This is a genomic window from Aeromonas sp. R3-1, from assembly GCF_040908345.1.
Taxonomy (GTDB): Bacteria; Pseudomonadota; Gammaproteobacteria; order Enterobacterales; family Aeromonadaceae; genus Aeromonas; species Aeromonas veronii.
The window spans coordinates 44,789-63,796 of record NZ_JBFODN010000049.1 but is presented as its reverse complement, the minus strand read 5'-3'; the positions used below and the strand labels follow the sequence as shown (position 1 = coordinate 63,796).

Sequence of the window (19,008 nt, the reverse complement as noted above, 5' to 3'; positions counted from 1 at the left end):
TGGCTGTCGGTTGCACAAGGGAGAAAAACCGGTACCGACGAGGTGGTGGGGGTGGATCAAATCAAGATGGGGAGGCGGGAGGTGACCCCGCCGCCGCGCATGTGGAATGTGTCACCGAGACCCGTCTACATTCGCAGCACTTTTCCAAAACGTCCTACTACAGCCAAGTAGCAGGCTCCTTGTACCTTGGTTGGTTACCTCGCCACCGGCAGGTCCTCCCAGCGGGTGGTGTAGCAGGGGCTCAGGTGCTCTTGTCGCATCATCCACTCAGGCGACCCCGTGCCTTGGCTGGCAAAGCCTACGCGCCCCAATCCCTTGGCTTTGATCTGGTCCATCACTGCCATCAGTGCGTCCGATTGAGCGGAGGACGGGGCAAACAGATCTGCCTGTTGCTGCCCCTTGGGGGTGAACTCACTCAGCATGACGCCCCCCTTCTGATAGCGGTAACCGTCGCGCCAAATCTGCGCTAGCAGCACGTTCACTTGCTGCAGCAGCAACCGGGTATCATCGCTAGGGCAGACCAGCCGGACGCCAGCCTGCTCACTGTAGTAAGGCGCTCGTTCGTCAAAGGGGCTGGTTCGCACGAACAGGTGCACCCGCTGGCAACACATCCCCTCGGCCCGCAGCTTCTCGGCTGCGCGAGCCATAAAGCCTGACAACGCTTGGGCCATTTCTCCACGGTCAGTCACGCGCTCACCAAAAGAACGGCTCGAGAGGATCTGCACCTTCGCCGCCGGTTCAACGGTCAGCTCTGCGCAAGGCAGGCCACGCAGCTCCTGTACGATCCGCTCGACCACCACGCCGTATTGGGCGCGTAACCCTTTGGCATCGCTAGCCACCAGGTCAGCCACGGTGTTGATGCCTTGTGCCACCAACTTGGCTCCCAAGCGCCGCCCTATGCCCCACACCTCGTCCACTGGGGTGATAGCCATCAGCCGGGCACGGCGCAGCTCGTCACGCAAGTCCACGACGCCGCCAGTGGCAGGCCACTTCTTGGCTGCATAGTTGGCCAGCTTGGCGAGGGTCTTGGTGGGGCCAATCCCGACCCCTACCGTTAGGCCGGTCCACTGCCACACTCGCTGCCGGATCTGTTGTCCATAGGCTGTCAGGTCCCCGGCAAACGACTCCGACAGTGACAGGAATGCTTCATCGATGGAGTAGACCTCCAGCTCGGGGGCCATGGTCTCCAACGTGCTCATCACCCTGCCAGACATATCGCCGTAGAGCGCGTAGTTGGAGCTGAATGCCACACCGCCATGCGCCTCGAACTGCTCGCGGATCTTGAAGTAGGGCCCGGCCATCTTGATACCCATCGCCTTGGCTTCGGGGCTGCGCGACACCACGCATCCATCGTTGTTGGAAAGCACCACGATCGGGCGGCCACGCAGCTCAGGGCGAAACAGCCGCTCACAGCTGGCGTAGAAGTTGTTTACATCAACGAGCGCTATAGCCATCACGCTGCCTCAGATTGCCAACCACATGGGTGACCACTCCGAACAACTCCAGGGAGAGGCTCATACAAGGGTCGATAGGCGCGAACGCCGGATTGGCTGGCAACAGCCGCAACCTCGGCTTGAGCTGCAAGGTCTTTACCGTGAAGCCGCCATCGAGTAGTGCAATCACCACATCACCATGGCGCGGGGTGAGGCTCTTATCGACCACCAGCAAGTCACCGGGAAAGATGCCGACCCCGGTCATGCTCTCCCCCTCGGCACGCAGATAGAAGGTGGCTGCAGGGTGGGCCACGCAGTGGGTGTTGAGGTCCAACTTCCCTTCCAGATAGTCGCTGGCTGGGCTGGGAAAGCCGCAAGAGGCGCGGTGCAAGAACAGCGGGATGGTCACCTCGGCGGGTGATGGGTCTGGGGTTAACAGCTTCATGGCAAAACACCTGTATTTATATACAGCCATTATAGCGCACCACCTTTGAACCAGCGCAAGTCCCGCATGCCAGTGATGGCGTACCATGACGCCAACAAATAACAAAGAGGTCAGTATGAGTCACAATCTGTGTGCCCTACCGAAAGAGCAGCAAGAACGGGTCGAGGTCGAGAAGGCCGCCGCATATGCGGTATGGAAGGAGCGCAACGGTCACTTGACCAGCGCCGAAAGCGAGGCGAACCAACATCAAGGTGAACTGGGTCGCTACTTCCTTGAAAAGGTCGCCTACTTCAAGTCTCGCTGACCCTATCAACACGTTCATCGGTGGCTATGCAGGTCACTAGCAACAAACCGCATTCCAAACAACTTAACGAGGTACGTATTGTGACGGCATTGGTAGTCAACTTGGTAGAGACCTACTCCAGCCGAGGTGCTTACAAGGGCGCCATTAGCGCTTGGCGGGTTTCAAGTGATATGGCCAACAAAATCTCCACCGTCATTGGGGTTTACAAGTCTCAAGTCGTGATTGTCATCGAAGGCTGCCAGCTGAAACTCTCGACACCTGATGTCAATGAACTACACGATGACGGGTGTGATGGTCGTTACTTCGTGGTCGGTGGAGACGTTTACGAAGACACCAAAGCTTGGCTAAAGCCGCATCCGTGGTTATTCAAGTCACTAGCCAGCGTACAAGGCCCACGCTACCTGAGCCTCGAAGAGGCCAACCAGATACCTTCAGGCAGCGTCATACTGAAGTAAGCCATATCTACACATCTTGATAGATAAGGTGAGGGAGGCTCGCGCCTCCCCCACTCAACACCACACCTCACACAAACTCTCAGCCTGTGCCAGCACCAGCTGGGCAGCCTCCTCCTGCTGGTCTGGCGGGTACTTGTACTTGCGCAGGATGCGCTTGACCAACAGACGTAACCGGGCCCTGACGCTCTCTCGGCTACTCCAGTCAACGGTCACGCTGCGACGCAGGCTGGCAGTCAGCTCGTGGGCTATCTTGGCCAGTATCTCGTCACCCAGCTCACGCACAGACGCCTCATTGTTGGCAAGGGCATCATAGAAGGCGAGCTCGTCATCGTTGAGGCCCAAGGCCTGCCCCCGCTTGCTCACAGCCGCGAACTTCTTGGCCATGTCGATCAGCTCCTCAATGACCTGCGCGGTCTCGATGGAGCGGTTCTGATAGCGCTGGATGACCTTGCTCAGCATCTCCGAGAACTTCTTTTCCTGGGAGAGGTTGGTCGCGAACTTCGCCTTGATCTCCCCCTCCAGCAACCGCTCGAGCAGCTCCACGGCGAGATTGCGCTCCGGCAGGTTGCGTACCTCGGCCAGAAACTCATCATCAAGTAGACCGATGTTGGGCTTGTCGAGGCCGACCGCTTCAAACACATCGACCACATCGCCCGATACCACGGCATTGCCGATGATCTGGCGAATAGCCAGGTCGCGCTCTTCGTCAGTCTTCTTCTTCCGGGTGACCTCTTTCTTGGTCAGCATCACCTTGACCGCTTGCAAGAAGGCCACTTCCTCTCGTACCGCCTTGGCTTCATCAAGGGTGCAACAGAGGGTGAATGCCTTGCTCATCGCCAGCGCGTTGTCAGCAAAGCGCTTCTTGCCATCTTCAAGACCAAGGATGAAGTCAGCAGCCCTTGCCAGCAGCTTGTGTCCACCCGTGAGGTAGTCGCTGTAATCGAAGCCATGCAACATGGAGCGCAGTACATCCAGCTTCTCCTCCAACACCGCGTAGGCCTCACGGGCATCGACCGTAGGGCGACCACGACCACGGCTGGCGGTGTACTCCTTGATAGCGCTCTTGAGCTCGTTGGCGATACCGATGTAATCGACCACCAACCCACCTTGTTTGTCCTTGAACACCCGGTTTACCCGTGCAATGGCCTGCATCAGGTTGTGGCCCTTCATCGGCTTGTCCACATAAAGGGTATGTACGCAGGGCGCGTCGAAGCCGGTAAGCCACATGTCTCGCACGATGACCAACTTGAGCGGGTCACTCGGGTCTTTGAACCGCTTCTCCAGCCGTTTCTTCACTTGGGTGGCATGGATGTGGGGCCGCAGCAATGCCTTGTCAGAAGCGCTGCCGGTCATCACGATCTTGATGGCCCCCTTGTCGGGGTCAGAGTCATGCCAGTCGGGGCGCAGGGCCACGATGGCATCATACAAGTGCACGCAAATCTCGCGGCTCATGGCGACCACCATGGCCTTGCCATGCTGCGCCTGATTGCGCTCTTCGAAGTGGGCCACCAGATCGGCGGCAACCCGCTCAATTCTTGGCTTGCTGCCAACCACCTTCTCCAAGGCTGCCCACCGTGACTTAAGCTTGGCCTGCTCGCTCTCTTCCTCATCCTCGGCCAGCTCATCCACTTCGTCGTCGATGTGGGGAAGCTCTTCGTTATTAAGTGACAACTTGGCCAAGCGTGACTCGTAGTAGATGGCAACCGTGGCACCATCGTCCTTGGCCTGCTGCATGTCGTAGACGTGGATGTAGTCGCCAAAGACGGCGCGAGTGTCCCGGTCTTCCGCAGATACGGGCGTACCGGTAAAGGCCACGAACGTCGCGTTGGGCAGCGCGTCGCGCAAGTGCTGGGCATACCCGACCTGATAGCGCGCAGCCCCTTCTGCAACCTTGCCTGGCGCTTTGAGCGAGGCGCTGAAACCGTATTGGGTTCGATGTGCTTCATCCGCGATGACCACGATGTTGGCACGGTCGCTGAGCACCGGGAACGAGTCCTCATCCTCGCCGGGCATGAACTTCTGGATGGTCGTGAACACGATGCCGCCGGAGGGCCTGTTGCCAAGCTTGTCACGCAGGTCACCTCGCGTACTCACTTGCACCGGCTCCTCGCGCAGCAGATCTTGCGAGAGTGAGAAGACCCCGAACAGCTGGCCATCAAGGTCATTGCGGTCAGTGATGACGACGATGGTCGGGTTCTCCATCGCGGCGTCTCGCATCACCCGCGCCGCAAAGCAGGTCATGGTGATGCTCTTGCCACTGCCCTGGGTGTGCCACACCACCCCGCCCTTGTGGCTACCATCTGGACGCGACGCCAGCACCACCTGCTCAATGGCCGCCCTGACCGCATGGAACTGATGGTAACCGGCGATCTTCTTGACCAACCGGCCGTCATCTTCAAACAGCACGAAGAAGCGCAGGTAATCGAGCAACATGGCCGGGATCAGAATGCCGCGCACCATGGTCTCCAGCTCGCCAAACTCGCCGTAGGGGTCGAGGTTGACCCCATCCACCGTGCGCCACTGCATAAAGCGTTCGGCATCCGCAGACAGCGACCCCATCCGCGCCTCGCTACCATCGGAGGCAATCATGATCTCGTTGTACTGGAACAGGTCGGGAATCTGCTCCTTGTAAGTCTGCAGTTGGTCGAATGCCTTCCAGATGTCGGCATGCACGTCGGCCGGGTTCTTGAGCTCCAGCACAACCAGCGGCAACCCGTTGACGAAGAGGATGATGTCTGGGCGTCGGGTGTGCTTGGGCCCCTTGATGGTGAACTGATTGATGGCCAGCCACTCGTTGGCGGCGGGGTTCTCGAAGTCAACGAGGCGGACAAAGTCCCCCACCGTCTCGCCATCCCGCTGGTACTGGACTGGGACCCCATTCACCAGCAGGCGGTGAAACGCCCGGTTGGCCGACAGCTGCGCCGGGGTATCGAGATTGACCACCTGCGCCAGCGCGTCTTCACGCGCTACCATCGGCACAGACGGATTGAGGCGTGCTATCGCGCCTCTCAACTGGTCGAGCAACAGCACCTGATTGAAGTTCGCACGCCACGGGTTATCAGAATCGGGGGCAACGTCGTAGCCACACACCACGCGATAGCCCACCTCGGCCAACCACCCCAGCACCTCTTGTTCCAACTGATCTTCGGTCATGCACCATCACTCATCAACAGGGAGAAACGCCCGTCAGGCGGGCTCGGTGGGCCTCAGTGGCAAGCGCAGTTCGCACGCAGAATCCGCCCCCGGCTGGTATGGCAATATCAGCCGGTGGGACGAACTGGCAGCCAAGTCAAACGGCAAGACCCACAACGTCAGGCGGGCATCATAACAAAAAGGTTCGAGTGGAACTTTGAGCTGGCTCCATGATGGATAAATCAATACCAGATGACCATCATCCTGCTCGGTCAGATACTTGTGGCCATAGGCAAACAGTTGGTAGAGGTCACCCTGGCTAATGCCGTACTTGCCGTCACGGTCGCTGCTATCGAGCCGCTTCCACTTCACATCCATCACCCAACGCTTGTTACCGTGCTGCAACAAGAGGTCCGGCTGTAACCGGAACATCTGCTTGCCTTGCTGGGTGCAAAGGTACTGACTGGCCACCTGGGCCTTGAGGTTGGCATCGGGCAACAGCTCTTCACGCAGGCACGACTCTACATAGCGCTCGAACAGCTTCTCCATGGGGAACAGTAGGCTGATGCCGCGCCACTCACCATTCAGGGCACTCGGCATGGCACGATAGAGGATGAGCTCGCACCACGGCCGAACCCCTTGATAGTGAGCCATCAAGCGGTCATGTCGCCACAGTCTGAAATCCCCTTCCACATCGCGGCTGGCAGGCACATCCACCAGCAAGTGGCGTAGCTCCTGTGCCAACCGCCAGTTGTCCGGGTGCTGAGTCGCATTGGCGACGGTCTCCAGCGCCCGCTTGAGCAGCCGGTTCTCGGCCCGGTCGGGCAAGAAGAGGTCGTAACGTAACGCAAAGTGGTGGCCCCGGCCCGGTGGCTGGCGCATCTGCCGGGCGACATCCAGCTGACCACGCAAGAACGGCTCGGTCGCCTCAAGGCGCTGATAGTCACTGCGTACGCCGCGTTTGACCAGCTGATCGAGCTCGGCCAGAAAGCGCGCGATAACCCACTCGTTAAGCGGCATATCAAAGCGTTCCAGCGACGCCTCCGCCGTTTCACGGGGTGGCAGATCCAGGGCTCGCTCCAGCATCCGGCGGATCAACTCACGACCATCCTCGAGTGGGTCATCCTCATTGGCGGTCTTGGGCAGGATCTCGATCACCTGCCCGGTGGGGGTCTCTATCACCCCCACGTAGTTGTCCAGTTGCAAGGTCCGGCTATCTTCCACCTGCGCAAGAGCGGGTGCATGGCTTACCTTGTAGCGCTGGCTCAACCGACATAACCAATCGAAATCAACCGGGTCAATATGGGCAAGTGTCAGCGTATTAACAGTGTTATCTCTAACGGTTAGCCGACCATACTCACGAACCGTGATGGGAGCCTTCACTGCGCCCCCTTGTCACCCTCGATGGTCAAGACATAGGCCTCAATACGCCTAAACGCCTTCTCATTGATGCTCCAACGTTGGCGTTGTCCCCCAACCGCTATATCACCAAGCAGGGTCTTGAGTTCGAGCTTGGGCGCCTCGAGGAACATCGCCTCAGCCTTGCTCTTACGATGATCATTGAGCACCCAGGCGATGCGCTGCCAGTCCTCAAAGAAGTACTCCTGCAACAACGGCAGGATCTGATGCTGGAAGATGTATCCCAACTGCGCCAAGGTTGGCTTGGCAGCCGCTTTGAGCGGCATAAAGTAGGCATGACCGAGGCAATGGTCGCGGTCCAACAGCACCTCGATACGCTGGTTCAGCGTATGCAGCAAGCGACCTACGTCTACCTTGTGCCCCTCTTCCTCGATGACCACGCCATCAAGCAGCTCGGCCCTGGGCGGCATCTCTTCAAACACAAAGCGGCGACGCAGAGCGATATCGAGTCCGGCCAAGGAGCGGTCAGCGGTGTTCATGGTGCCGATAAGGTAGAGGTTGTCCGGTACGCTAAAGGGGCGCTTGGAGTAAGGCAGAGTAGTGGTCAGCGCCTCGTCAGCACCAGCTCGCTTGCTTGGCTCTATCAGGGTGATCAACTCACCGAATATGCGTGAAACGTTACCCCGGTTGATCTCGTCGATGATCAGTACGCGTTTGTTTGATGGTGTCGCGCCAGCTTCACTCTGCGACCCAGCTTGTGATGCTGTGGCATTGACCAGAGCAAGCAGCTTCTCCGGGATCAAGGTCGGGGCCTTCAACTCATAGAGCGTCATCTGGCTGAATTGGCCGTTGATCAGCTCACCGCATGGGAGCGAGGGGCTGAACCGGCATAGCCACTTGACCGGCCTGACCTGCGCGTAGCTGTCATCCCCCTCGTAGTGCACGTCACAGCGATAATCACCGGTAATCTCGCCGATTGCGCGGAACTTGAAGTTACCATCGGTGACCACCACAAGGTCGCCAATCTTCATCCGATTGACCAGCGTCATCACGCTGGTAACGGCATAATCATTTGGGTTATTGATCTTGCCTACCGATTGTTCCAACACACTCTGTACGTCGCTGCGGGTCCGACACTTGCTATAGTCGTGGGAACTGCCGTAGCCCAACCGAATAACGCCCTGCTCTATGCAGTCGTCAAACACATGGGCATCCTCCCCCAGGGTATTGCCAAGCGACATCTTCCAGACCCGGCGTCCCTCCAGCGTCATCGCCTCATGGCTGTCGCTGCGCGTGACTTTGGCGGCCACCGCGTCACACATGCGCTTGAAGACGCCATCAACCACGTCATAAGTCAGTTGACCGCTGTCTCCATCACTCTCGGCACGGATCCCCTCCACAAAGTCTTCATAACTGAAGCTCTGGTGGAAGGTCACAAAGTCGATACGCCCCTCCTTGACCAGCTCATCAAAGCGCGCTTTAAGCGCCTTGCGGGCCTCTGGGCTCACATCATCGTCGTGTTGTGCCAGACACTCGGGGTCGAGAATAGCCAGCGCCTTGTTGATAGTGTGGTAGGTCTTGCCAGTGCCGGGGGGACCATAGAGGATCTGGTTGAGTGGGGATGGTGCAAGTTGTGGCATGGGAGCGTCCTGCTGCGATGCGGATGGGGTGGGAGGAGTCATAATCGAGCCATTCGGAATATGGGTAAGTTGATACCGATAGGGGTCAGAGCCTATCCGAGCCAATTGCAACTGATCGCCAGCACATACAGACAACTGCTTGAACATGGTTCCAAAGCGTTTCTGCAACCGGCCAAACTTACCCAGCACGGCGGTAGTGACCTTCTCTCCGGTTGGCAAAACCAGCTCAATAGCTGCATCTGCTTCACCTTGGTCATTCGCTATAACATCCACAGGAAAGAAGGCAAATTGGTGGCGCCCGATGCTGATATAGCCATTATCAACAGCCCCCTGGGTCAACTTGACGACGAGCGTAGCGGAGTGCGCCTCAGTTGCGAGTATCATGCTTGCGCCTCCGACACCATTGCCTCGGCATCCGGCAAGCGCAGTTGGCCGGAGATCAGGCGGGGTAGCAGTGTATCGCGCAAGTTGGCGAGGGTTTGGGCTTGCTCGTGATTTGACAGAATGCGTTCAAGCAATACTCCAACAGAGCCGTTGAAACGATCCAAGATGCTTTGTGTCGGAGTGACCACGGGATAATCCAGTAGTACTGCACCGCTAACATTCGCTTGTGCACTGCCATGAGAACGTGCTTCGGCATAACCTTTGAATGCAGAGTTTCTAACTAAGCAGTAAACAAATCCCAAATCAATCAAACCAGATTTTGTGGCAATGCGCCCAACTCGTTGATTTAGATATGCATGCTGCTCTACGTGAGGCACAAGCCCCGTTTCCCCAACGTATCCAGTCATACCAACGAGCAGGTCACCTCGTCTAAGTTTGAATCGGCTTAGGCCCTCCGTCGTTTCGGGAGCTATATACGAACACCCAGAAAAATCTATGATTCCCGGTTTAACGTCGCCAATCTTCACTACTGGGTGCCCAGATTCACACCAGTCCTTGCTCTTAAAGGCATAACCATTCTGAAAGTGGGCGACATCTCCAAGAGTTCCTGTATTCCACCCCTTCGGCACCATGCCAAGCTCGGACTCTTCGAAGCTATCAGGAAACAACGCGGCGACCTCGGGTGCCAGCCCTGCGGACTGCTCGCCGCGAGCACGCGCATGAGCTGGATCAAAGTCAACAAACCACGACTTGAACAGTGCATGTGCGATGGCCTCCAACGTGACATTGGTTTCGCGCAGCAGAGCGATGCGTTCATCGAGTGCTCCGAGTAGTGCAGCAATCTCCTGTTGGATTGCCAATGGAGGTAAACGCATTTTGAACTTGAAACAGTCGCCGACCCGGATATGGCTAACGACTGAACCAGACCCCTCATGACTACGAAATTGATGCTGCAAAGCCGGAGATAAAAATGAATAAAGTAAAAAGCGTGGATCTAGGTGTTTGGGGTCAGCTCTGTATTGCATGAGCCTTTGGCCGAGAAATACTCCTTCGCTCTCGTTAACTAATCCAACCTCACCAATAGGAGCTTCTCGAGTAAGGATCACATCACCCGGCTGCAACCTAGCTCGGCGAGTCCACTTTTCATAAGTTTCTTTAACAACATACCGACATGTCGAGAGGTCGATCCGCCCATTCCTAACATTTGTCGTTCGTATCATCCGATAGGGCGTAGGCTCTTCTACGATGGGTGCCGTTTTGTTCACGCAATCGACGATCAACTCGCAAACATCTTCAACAGCAACCAAAGGCCACTCAGAACTCATACCCAAGCCCCCCAAGCTTCTGTTTGATCAACAGATCCAGCTTGGCCCCCTTGGCCATCTGGTCGCCAAGTTGCTTGGTCAACCGAGCCATCTTGTCTGCGAAGGCCTCATCGTCCTCCTCCACCTCTTCGGTGCCCACATAGCGGCCGGGGGTCAACACATGGCCGTGTTCGGCGATCTCAGACAGGGTTACGCTGCAGCAGAAGCCCGCTACATCCTCGTAAGGCTGATCGCACTCCCCGTCCCCTTTCCACGCGTGGAAGGTATCGGCAATACGGGCAATCGCGTGCTCATCGAGTTCGCACTGCACCCGGCTGATCATGGTGCCCAGTTTACGGGCATCGATAAACAGCACCTCGCCTTGGCGGCGGGTCTTGTTCTTGGCAAGGAACCAGAGGCAAGCCGGGATCTGGGTGTTGGTGAAGAGCTGACTCGGCAGGGCCACCATACACTCCACCACGTCCGCCTCCACCATGGCACGGCGAATGTCGCCCTCGCTATTCTGGCTCGAGCTCATGGATCCATTGGCCAGCACGATACCGGCACGACCAGTTGGTTTGAGGTGGTAGAGCATATGCTGCAGCCACGCATAGTTGGCGTTGCCCGCAGGCGGCGTACCGTAGACCCAGCGCGGATCCCCCTCGAGGCTACCATGCCACCAGTCGCTGATATTGAACGGCGGGTTGGCCAGCACGAAGTCTGCACGCAAGTCAGGGTGCTGATTGCGGGTGAAGGTATCACCGTTTTCGCGCCCGAGGTTGTAGTCCATCCCCTGGATGGCAAGGTTCATCGCCGCCAGCCGCCAAGTGGTCGGATTCGACTCCTGACCGTAGATGGAGACGTCACCCAACTTGCCGCCATGGGCTTCGATAAACCTCTCCGACTGCACAAACATGCCGCCTGAACCGCAGCAGGGGTCGTAGACCTGACCATGATGGGGAGCAAGCACCGCCACTAGCGTTTTGACGATGCTGGCAGGGGTATAGAACTGGCCCCCCTTCTTGCCCTCGGCACTGGCAAACTCGCCAAGGAAGTACTCGTAGACCTGCCCCAGGATGTCGCGTGCTTCACCGACATCACTGCCAAAGCCAATCTTGGAAACCAGATCCACCAGCTCGCCGAGCTTGCCATCGGGCAACTGGGCACGGGCGTAGCGCTTGTCGAGGATGCCCTTGAGCCGTGGGTTCTCCTGTTCGATCAGGGTCAGCGCATCGTCGATTAGCTTACCGATGGCGGCATCTTTGGCCTGAGCACGGAGGCCCTCCCAACGGGCCCCTTCCGGTACCCAAAAGGCATTCACCTCACGGTAGTAATCGCGATCTTCAAGCTCCTCGGCCAGCAGCTCATCGTCACAGTCGTAGAGGAAGTACTCGTCGCTCTCATCGGCAAAGCGGCGGGTAAGCTCGGCGCGACGGGCGGCGAAGGAGTCGGAGATGTACTTGAGGAAGATAAGGCCCAGCACAATGTGCTTGTACTCGGCGGCGTCCATGTCGGCACGCAGCTTGTCTGCGGCAGCCCACAGGGTCTTCTTCAGCCCCTCGATACCGGTCGCTTGCGGCTCATCCTTGGCCTGCTTGCCCTTGCCACTGGCTTTCGCTTTGCGTGGTGCTGCAGCGGCGGCTTCGCCTTCCAACACCCGAAGCACAGCACCACCCCGCCCGCGCCCCTTGCGCAGTACGCCCTGTTCCAGCAGGGCCTCGCGTGCGGCGGTAAAGTCCTCATCGGTCAGGTCGCTGAATTGGGCTTTCAAGGTTTCCATCAGGGCTTGGTTGCCGATACTGCTGCCATCTTCAGGAACGGCGGCCAGCAGCGCTGTGCTGAGCTCGTTGGGGTCGGTCATGGGGTTCTCCGGTTAATGCGTGTTGCCTTCACAGCCCACCTGCGCGAAAGCCAGGGTGAGGATGCGGGCCAAGTTGTCAGACTGACGGAACGGCGCATGCCGAGCCTTACGGGCGCAGCAGGGACCTATCCAGGGTGGTGGGTCAACAGAAGGCGATGCAGCCAAGGTGATGCATCGGCGAGAAAAAGTCCGGCCCGTCAGTCGTCTATCCATTATCTGGCGGGCAGTTTATACAAATGAACCCCGCAGCACTATGCGTAATGTCACGCTGGATGCGCTCATCGCAGGCGAGGTAGCTCAAGTGGTCAGAAGGCAAGCAGATCAGCCAGACACAATAAAAAAAGGGCCTGATAACAGGCCCGACTAACGCACGAACATCTCACGGAGGAACGAAAGCAATGGGATCGTCACTACCAAACTCACACGGACTCTCACCCGAAACAGCATAGACAAATGACAATTAAATCAATACCAAGGTGACCATACAAACGTCGTTATTGTTAAGTGGGTCAACAATGCGGAATTTTGTTTCAACGTCACTTGCCCAAGACTGCGCAGTTAGCTACCGTGCTTGGGTGCGGCCCGCACGACTTGCACACGAGTCAAACCGGCATTGAATACCCCAAACCCTTAATGATCTGATACCCAGCATCCACCTTCCGGTTGCTTAAACGTGTGCGCCTGACCCGAAGCGTGGACTCGGAGATTGGATCATGACTATCAAGCAATTCGTGCACGACACGCGCCAGCAACTCGTTGACTCAAGCGCACTGTCACTCAAGACCAGCCACCTCTACGAACTGATCGCCGCCGCTTTCGGCTACCGCAGCTACGCTGCGCTTCAAGCCGAGGCGATCGTGCTGCACCAGACACCTTGGCCCTGTCAGCCTGACCTCGGCCTACTCGAGCAGCGAGGACGTGAGCTCGCGTTACCCCAACCCCAGACCCTGTCGCTGCTGGTTGGCCAGCATCTACAGCGTGCTGGCGTGGTGAGCATCCAAGTCGAGGCTCTCGGCCTGACTGATGAAGGCGATTGGGATGACACATGGGAAGATGGCTGGCTCGATGATGAGGTCGAGGATGACGACGCGCAGCTCCAACCAGCCCCATCCAGCACGACGCAACTCGATGCGGCGCAGGCACTACTAACGCAACTTGATGCCTACCATCAGCCCCCCATCGCCCTACAGGCACTGCAGCAACTGGAGGCCTTCGCAGAACGAGGCCATCCACAGGTGCACTGGTGGCTGGCACAGCGATTGGGTGATGCAGAGACTTATATTGATAACTCCGACGTGCCAAACGGCTACTGGTACAGAAAGCAACAGGAAGGGATGGTGTTGAGCGGTCCAGAACTGGAGTTTGCCAACGGCTTCGCTGCAATGTTGGAACAACAACAACGCTGGCTTCATCACACCCTCAAAGCCGCCCAAGGCGGCATCGTCGAGGCACGCTTTGCACTGGCCGAAGCAAGGTTGGATAGCGGCATCTTTGACATTGACCCAGCCACGGTGAGCGACCCGGCAGCCATCGCATGGCTCGCAATGGAACACGACAACCAACAAGCTGCCCACCACTGGTTGACGCAAGCAGCGCAGAGAGGCGATACACAGGCCATGCTCGCCCTCATTGAAGAGTACGACCGGGACAACCTCTACCAGTCTTGGGTATGGCTGCGTTTAGCCCAGTTGCTTGGCGACGACTTCACTCAGGACGACTTAAGAGCCATCCACGAGGATGGCAGCCTATACGATGATGATGTGGGTGGACCACTCTATGTGGCCGGACGGGAAGGCATCGAACTGCCCCCACTCGCCCCCGAGCTTGCCAGCAAGGCAGAAGAGGAAGCACAGCGCTTGTTCGCCCAGAGCGCCTCAGAGGCTCTATAGCGCAATCAAAGAACAAGGGGGCACCTGCCCCCTTATCCCTTGGCCAGCAAGCGCCCTGGAGGACTGAGCGACGTCAGAGCCTGAGCGAACATACACCGGCATGGGCCAAGAAGCTCGCAGTGATGTCGTGACACAATGACACAATGACACTGTCAAATGGCCTCATGATATGAGCTGTTCGATAGGCTAAACCGCTCAATAAGATCTGCTAGCTTCAATTAACAAGTTCGGCACTGTCAGCCTCGACATCTAGCGCAGGCTCTTCCTCGTCAAGCTCAGTGGCTCTACGCGCCATAGTCTGAATGTGGTTGCTCCACCACTCCATCATAGGCCTGCGTCTTTCTAGGAAATCGGTACGGTTATAGGCTGCACGTACAGCGTCTCGATCCATGTGACTCAGTGCGACTTCAATCAAGTCCTTTGCAAACCCTCGCTCGTTGAGCACCGTACTTCCAAGTGACCTGAATCCGTGTGCTACAAGCTTGTCAGCGAATCCCATACGCTTCAAAGCCATATTGACCGTTGACTTGTTACAGTGGCTACGTCGATTACGTTCCCCGGGAAAGACGTAGGGAAACCTGCCCGATATCGGCTTCATTGCGTGCAGAATATCGAGAGCTTGATCTGTGAGAGGTACCTGATGCTCCCGGCGACGTTTCATCTTTTCGGCTGGTATACGCCATACCTTGGCCTCCCAGTCAATTTCATCCCACCGGGCTGTTGCGGCCTCACCCGGCCTAGCAAGGGTATGGAGGCTCCACATGATGAGATTACGCGTAATCACGGTAATGCTGGCTTGGTTTACTGCTCGGAGAAGAACGGGTAACTGACTTGGCTCGATACTGGGCAAGTGCTGCTTGGTTGGTTTATCAAATACCTGACGGATACCTGCACACGGGTTGGCCATGATGTAGCCCGAGTTAACGGCATACGTCATGATCTCGTTGATTCGCTGGCAACTACGTCGAACCGACTCGTGCTTCTCCTCCAGCTTGAGAGGGCGCAATGCAGCAATTGCATGCTGTGCCGTCACTTGCTGGATCGGGATATGCCCCAATCCGGGCAACACATGCCGCTCCAGTGAGTTCCACAGGTCCTTGGCATACTCAGCGGTCACCCTGCGTTGGTGCAGCGCCCTCCATTCCTCGGCAACAATGCGGAAGGTGAGGTTGGCTGCAAGTCGTTCTTCAGCCTTTTGGTCCTGGGGGTCTTTGCCTTTGGCTAGCAACCGGCGGTATGCATCTGCCTGATCGCGGGCGTCCGACAACGATATCTCCGGGTATGCGCCTAGCGAGATCCGGGTACGCGACCCACTTGGTCGAGTGTATCGAAAGCGCCATAGCTTATTCCCGTTAGGGGAGACGCACAGCTCAAGGCCGTTTCCATCTGAAAGAGTCCATTCGATCTCACGGGGTTTTGCGTTACGCACTTCCGTGGCAGAGAGGGGTTTGGTAATTCTTGGCATTGGTACACGCTCCATCGTAATGCCGCACGTCATGTACCAAAACATGTACCAAAAACCACCGGTTTTAGGCAAATCAAACCGAACTTCGCCGGACACTAAAAAACCCGCAAGGCCTTATGCCATGCGGGTTTCCAGTACTGTCCCAGACTATCTCGGACTACAATTTGGCGGAGAGACAGGGATTCGAACCCTGGGTGGCATTGCTGCCACAATTGATTTCGAGTCAATCCCGTTCGGCCACTCCGGCATCTCTCCGTGGGGAGAGAGTTTTACCCAAGCTTGGCCGAGGATGCAATAAAAATTTCTTAGATATCAAATGGCTGAATCAGATATCTGGGAGCAGGCTCACAATGTGGCGCGTGCTGTTCGCGTTGCCAGGCCACCCTGCATCCACCCGACATTAACCCTCTCGCACACTCGGCCATTATCCATATCGTGATATTGCCCCATTGCCATCAGGCGTCTCTTTTTCCTGCTTGGCGCTCAAATTTATGGGTGATGCCGATTTTTGGCAGGTTTCCTATGTATCCCCACATCATTGCTTGTGCGCGGCAAGCTGGTAATCATGGGCTGATTGAGGAACAATCGCGCCATTCTGGCGGCTGTATTGATGATATTCCGCCCCGATTGAACTGATGGATCTTCTTATGCGATTGCCGAAACTCAAGCCCCTACCCTTAACGCCCGCCCTTTCCATGCTACTGGCAGCGATCCTGCTCTGCGCCGCGCCGGCAGAGGCCAAACGCTACCCGCTGCCACCTGCCGGGAGTCGCCTCATCGGTGAGCTGGAGGATTACATCATCCAGCAGAATGAACATCTGGAACTGGTTGGCAAAAATACGCAAATTGGATTTTTGGCGCTACTTGAGGCAAATCCGGGTGTAGATCCCTATTTACCCAAGCCGGGCACCCGCTTGACGCTGCCCACCCAGATGCTGCTGCCCGATGTTCCTCGCGAGGGGATCGTCATCAATCTGCCCGAACTGCGTCTCTACTACTTCCCCAAAGGGAAGAGCGAGGTCATCGTGCTGCCCATCGGGATTGGTGATATCGGCCGCGAGACTCCGGAGATGACCACTACCGTCATCGAGAAGAATCCCAACCCGACCTGGGTACCCGGCCCCATGGTGCGCAAATCCTGGCTGGAGCAAAAAGGGATCACCCTGCCCGCCGTGGTGCCCCCCGGCCCGGAGAATCCCCTCGGTAAGTTCGCCATGCGCCTTGGCTATGGCAAGCGCGACTACCTGATCCACGGCACCAACAAGGATTTTGGCGTTGGCCTGCGGGTAAGTGCAGGCTGCATCCGGCTGCGACCTGACGATATCGAAGCCCTGTTCAAGATTGTGCCGATCGGCACGCCGGTACGGGTCATCAATCAACCGGTCAAGGTAGCCATCGAACCGGATGGTCACCGCTGGCTGGAGGTACACTCCCCGCTCTCCCGCACCGAAGAGGAGCTTGAAAATGGCGCCCCGCTGGTGCTATCTCCGGCCATAGAGAGCTTTATCAGCGCACCTGACGTGATGCAGGATGAGGTGACGGCTGCGCTGGAGAGCAAAAATGGCCTGCCCCGCCCCATCAGCAGCCAACTTGTCAGTGGCTAAGTCACCAGCGCCCGAGTCGCACCGGAGTCACCTTACCTCATGAAATTCCTGCCCCTCCTACTCCTGTTGGCCTGTCACTCCTTGTGGGCCAAGGACATCCTCTGGATGAGCAATGGCGACCGTCTGACCGGCAACATCGAGGAGGTGACCGAACAGTCGGTGCGCATCGCCCTGCCCTACAGCGGCGCAGTCACCGTCCAGCGGGAGGCCATCAAACGCTGGCGCATCGATAAAGAGGACAACCCCAAGGCAACGGCAAAGGGTGGGCTCAAGCTGTTCGAGGACGACCAGGATGAACGCAACGCCTGGCTCTGGACCGGTAGTGGCGATCTCAATGTCAAACTCAAACAGAATGACAAGCAGACCAACAACGTCAACCTCAAGTGGAAAAGCGAGCTGGCCAATCTGGACTGGCGTTACAGCTTCTCCGGTGAATATACCTATGAGACCGCTGACAACGTCACCGACAGCCATGATTATCAGCTCAACCCTACGCTGGACTACTTCTTCAACCAGCAGTGGTTCTTGCGCACCTCACTCGATGCCGAATATGACATGCTGGATAAAGATCGCTATCTCTACATGGACTATGGCTCGGGGCCTGGCTACCGCTTCTGGAACGACAAACGCCGCCGACTGGAGCTGATGGCCCAAGGGGGATTAAGCCGACTCTACTTCCGTGAAGATAGCGAGGTTCCCAAGATTTTTCTGGGTGAACGGGTCATTGACTACCCCTTCGCCGGTTTTAACTGGGATTATCGCCAACCTTTCTCCCTCTGGCAGGAGAAAATGGAGCTGTTCAGCCAGGGGCGCTATCTGAAATATCTGGCACAAGCCTCCCCCTATTTCACACGTAATCAGGACCTGAAAGGCAGCATAGGATTGCGCTACTACTTCAACGACCATCTGCGCCTCTCCTGGTCGAGTGAGCTGGATTGGGAAGATGCTGACATCCTTGTCGACACAGGCAGCCCGGAACCCCGGGAGAGCGAATTAAGACACCTGCTCAGCCTTGGCGCCAGTTTCTGAGTCAACCATACCTGAATGGTCGAATTGCCCTGAATGCTATATCGAGATTGTGCTTGTTGGCAGGTTAGCTCGCCTTTTTCAATCTGCTCGACCAACGCCAGTTTCAAAGTCAGCGAGTAATCGCGCTGTGTCCGTTTCACACCTTGTCCCATCGAGCTCTCGATTTATTGGGGGAAAAAGTGCAAACCATATTCAGGACGGGACACACGAACACTAAAAGCCTACCTCAGCCATGGCTGGCATGGCCGAATCCTCAAGTTCTCCGTCAGACTCGCCGCGGGTGCAGTCGATGATGGATCGCTTGGGGTTGTTGGGATCGCGCAGCAGCAGAGGGGCTGAGCCCTCGTCATGCTTCTGCTCGTCGCCAAACTCGCTGCCGTAGGCGTTGTGGGTCAAGCGGCGGGCATTGGCGATGGGGGTATCAACAAAGAGGGCGTGCACTTCGAAGCTGGAGGCCGGCACGATAAAACCGACCACCGGCAAGCCGTGCAGCTCCTCGTGCACCTTGTACCAGGCAAAGCCGTCGCTCACCTTGTAGGGGGTGTAGTTGGCCAGTTGTAGATTGGCGGGCCTGCCCGTCTCATCCACATAGAGATCGGTAAATTCACAGGTCGCCAGCCCCTGCCACATCCGCTCGAATGGCGTCGCACAGCCCATCAGTTGCAACCCGGCCAGCAGCACCAAGCCTCTCTTCCACATTCCCC

General features: G+C 57.3%; 14 protein-coding genes, 1 tRNA gene and 1 pseudogene. 5 read left to right on the top strand and 11 right to left on the bottom strand.

What is annotated here, in order from left to right; all coding sequences use genetic code 11:
* Positions 1-194 precede the first annotated feature (194 nt).
* Positions 195-1,454 (bottom strand): translesion error-prone DNA polymerase V subunit UmuC, encoded by a 1,260-nt coding sequence (umuC, locus tag AB5Y85_RS02680; RefSeq protein ID WP_368221154.1) that lies wholly within the window; start codon positions 1,452-1,454, stop codon positions 195-197.
* On the bottom strand, positions 1,435-1,878 hold the full coding sequence (umuD, locus tag AB5Y85_RS02675) for a translesion error-prone DNA polymerase V autoproteolytic subunit (protein ID WP_368221152.1): 444 nt from the start codon (positions 1,876-1,878) through the stop codon (positions 1,435-1,437). The genes umuC and umuD overlap by 20 nt, the downstream gene beginning before the upstream one ends.
* 115 nt (positions 1,879-1,993) lie before the next feature.
* Between umuD and AB5Y85_RS02670 the strand changes: the two genes are divergently transcribed.
* Complete coding sequence (locus tag AB5Y85_RS02670; RefSeq protein ID WP_368221150.1) at positions 1,994-2,182, top strand: DUF3283 family protein; 189 nt, start codon at positions 1,994-1,996, stop codon at positions 2,180-2,182.
* A gap of 80 nt (positions 2,183-2,262) precedes the next feature.
* The gene (locus AB5Y85_RS02665) at positions 2,263-2,637 is read left to right on the top strand and encodes a hypothetical protein (protein ID WP_368221149.1); all 375 of its coding nucleotides are present in this window, start codon (positions 2,263-2,265) and stop codon (positions 2,635-2,637) included.
* Between the two features lie 54 nt (positions 2,638-2,691).
* Here AB5Y85_RS02665 and AB5Y85_RS02660 read toward each other — a convergent pair whose 3' ends face one another.
* The 5 genes from AB5Y85_RS02660 to AB5Y85_RS02640 all read right to left on the bottom strand — a co-directional run bounded on the left by AB5Y85_RS02660 (position 2,692) and on the right by AB5Y85_RS02640 (position 12,317).
* Positions 2,692-5,790 (bottom strand): type I restriction endonuclease subunit R, encoded by a 3,099-nt coding sequence (locus AB5Y85_RS02660; protein WP_368221147.1) that lies wholly within the window; start codon positions 5,788-5,790, stop codon positions 2,692-2,694.
* 33 nt (positions 5,791-5,823) lie between these two features.
* Entirely contained in the window at positions 5,824-7,038 is a 1,215-nt protein-coding gene (locus AB5Y85_RS02655; RefSeq protein WP_368221145.1) for an McrC family protein, read from the bottom strand.
* Between the two features lie 110 nt (positions 7,039-7,148).
* Positions 7,149-8,768 (bottom strand): AAA family ATPase, encoded by a 1,620-nt coding sequence (locus AB5Y85_RS02650; protein WP_368221143.1) that lies wholly within the window; start codon positions 8,766-8,768, stop codon positions 7,149-7,151.
* 380 nt (positions 8,769-9,148) lie between these two features.
* Positions 9,149-10,477 carry a restriction endonuclease subunit S gene (locus AB5Y85_RS02645; protein ID WP_368221141.1) on the bottom strand — a complete coding sequence of 443 codons (1,329 nt, stop codon included), beginning with the start codon at positions 10,475-10,477 and terminating at the stop codon, positions 9,149-9,151.
* Positions 10,467-12,317 carry a type I restriction-modification system subunit M gene (locus AB5Y85_RS02640; protein ID WP_368221140.1) on the bottom strand — a complete coding sequence of 617 codons (1,851 nt, stop codon included), beginning with the start codon at positions 12,315-12,317 and terminating at the stop codon, positions 10,467-10,469. The genes AB5Y85_RS02645 and AB5Y85_RS02640 overlap by 11 nt, the downstream gene beginning before the upstream one ends.
* A 713-nt stretch (positions 12,318-13,030) precedes the next feature.
* Here AB5Y85_RS02640 and AB5Y85_RS02635 point away from each other — a divergent pair.
* Positions 13,031-14,206 carry a hypothetical protein gene (locus AB5Y85_RS02635; protein WP_368221138.1) on the top strand — a complete coding sequence of 392 codons (1,176 nt, stop codon included), beginning with the start codon at positions 13,031-13,033 and terminating at the stop codon, positions 14,204-14,206.
* Between the two features lie 214 nt (positions 14,207-14,420).
* Here the strand turns inward: AB5Y85_RS02635 and AB5Y85_RS02630 are convergent, their stop codons facing one another.
* Together AB5Y85_RS02630 and AB5Y85_RS02625 are read right to left on the bottom strand one after the other, a co-directional pair.
* The gene (locus AB5Y85_RS02630; protein ID WP_201902199.1) at positions 14,421-15,671 is read right to left on the bottom strand and encodes an integrase domain-containing protein; all 1,251 of its coding nucleotides are present in this window, start codon (positions 15,669-15,671) and stop codon (positions 14,421-14,423) included.
* A gap of 165 nt (positions 15,672-15,836) precedes the next feature.
* Positions 15,837-15,926, bottom strand: a tRNA-Ser gene (locus AB5Y85_RS02625).
* A 440-nt stretch (positions 15,927-16,366) separates the two neighbouring features.
* On the opposite strand from AB5Y85_RS02625, the gene AB5Y85_RS02620 reads away from it, so the two are divergent.
* Together AB5Y85_RS02620 and AB5Y85_RS02615 are read left to right on the top strand one after the other, a co-directional pair.
* Positions 16,367-17,275 carry a L,D-transpeptidase family protein gene (locus AB5Y85_RS02620; protein ID WP_368221156.1) on the top strand — a complete coding sequence of 303 codons (909 nt, stop codon included), beginning with the start codon at positions 16,367-16,369 and terminating at the stop codon, positions 17,273-17,275.
* A 39-nt stretch (positions 17,276-17,314) separates the two neighbouring features.
* Positions 17,315-18,304 (top strand): DUF481 domain-containing protein, encoded by a 990-nt coding sequence (locus AB5Y85_RS02615; protein WP_368221137.1) that lies wholly within the window; start codon positions 17,315-17,317, stop codon positions 18,302-18,304.
* A gap of 2 nt (positions 18,305-18,306) precedes the next feature.
* Here the strand turns inward: AB5Y85_RS02615 and AB5Y85_RS02610 are convergent.
* A pseudogene (locus AB5Y85_RS02610) lies at positions 18,307-18,456 on the bottom strand (IS3 family transposase); the annotation flags it as partial.
* Between the two features lie 61 nt (positions 18,457-18,517).
* Positions 18,518-19,003 carry a hypothetical protein gene (locus AB5Y85_RS02605; protein ID WP_368221136.1) on the bottom strand — a complete coding sequence of 162 codons (486 nt, stop codon included), beginning with the start codon at positions 19,001-19,003 and terminating at the stop codon, positions 18,518-18,520.
* Positions 19,004-19,008 lie beyond the last annotated feature (5 nt).

What these genes read in the sequence shown, in the direction of transcription:
- umuC (WP_368221154.1), bottom strand. Translation starts at nt 1,454, where the DNA reads ATGGCTATAGCGCTCGTTGATGTAAACAACTTCTACGCCAGCTGTGAG.
- umuD (WP_368221152.1), bottom strand. Translation starts at nt 1,878, where the DNA reads ATGAAGCTGTTAACCCCAGACCCATCACCCGCCGAGGTGACCATCCCG.
- AB5Y85_RS02670 (WP_368221150.1), top strand. Translation starts at nt 1,994, where the DNA reads ATGAGTCACAATCTGTGTGCCCTACCGAAAGAGCAGCAAGAACGGGTC.
- AB5Y85_RS02660 (WP_368221147.1), bottom strand. Translation starts at nt 5,790, where the DNA reads ATGACCGAAGATCAGTTGGAACAAGAGGTGCTGGGGTGGTTGGCCGAG.
- AB5Y85_RS02650 (WP_368221143.1), bottom strand. Translation starts at nt 8,768, where the DNA reads ATGCCACAACTTGCACCATCCCCACTCAACCAGATCCTCTATGGTCCC.
- AB5Y85_RS02645 (WP_368221141.1), bottom strand. Translation starts at nt 10,477, where the DNA reads ATGAGTTCTGAGTGGCCTTTGGTTGCTGTTGAAGATGTTTGCGAGTTG.
- AB5Y85_RS02640 (WP_368221140.1), bottom strand. Translation starts at nt 12,317, where the DNA reads ATGACCGACCCCAACGAGCTCAGCACAGCGCTGCTGGCCGCCGTTCCT.
- AB5Y85_RS02635 (WP_368221138.1), top strand. Translation starts at nt 13,031, where the DNA reads ATGACTATCAAGCAATTCGTGCACGACACGCGCCAGCAACTCGTTGAC.
- AB5Y85_RS02630 (WP_201902199.1), bottom strand. Translation starts at nt 15,671, where the DNA reads ATGCCAAGAATTACCAAACCCCTCTCTGCCACGGAAGTGCGTAACGCA.
- AB5Y85_RS02620 (WP_368221156.1), top strand. Translation starts at nt 16,367, where the DNA reads ATGCTACTGGCAGCGATCCTGCTCTGCGCCGCGCCGGCAGAGGCCAAA.
- AB5Y85_RS02615 (WP_368221137.1), top strand. Translation starts at nt 17,315, where the DNA reads ATGAAATTCCTGCCCCTCCTACTCCTGTTGGCCTGTCACTCCTTGTGG.
- AB5Y85_RS02605 (WP_368221136.1), bottom strand. Translation starts at nt 19,003, where the DNA reads ATGTGGAAGAGAGGCTTGGTGCTGCTGGCCGGGTTGCAACTGATGGGC.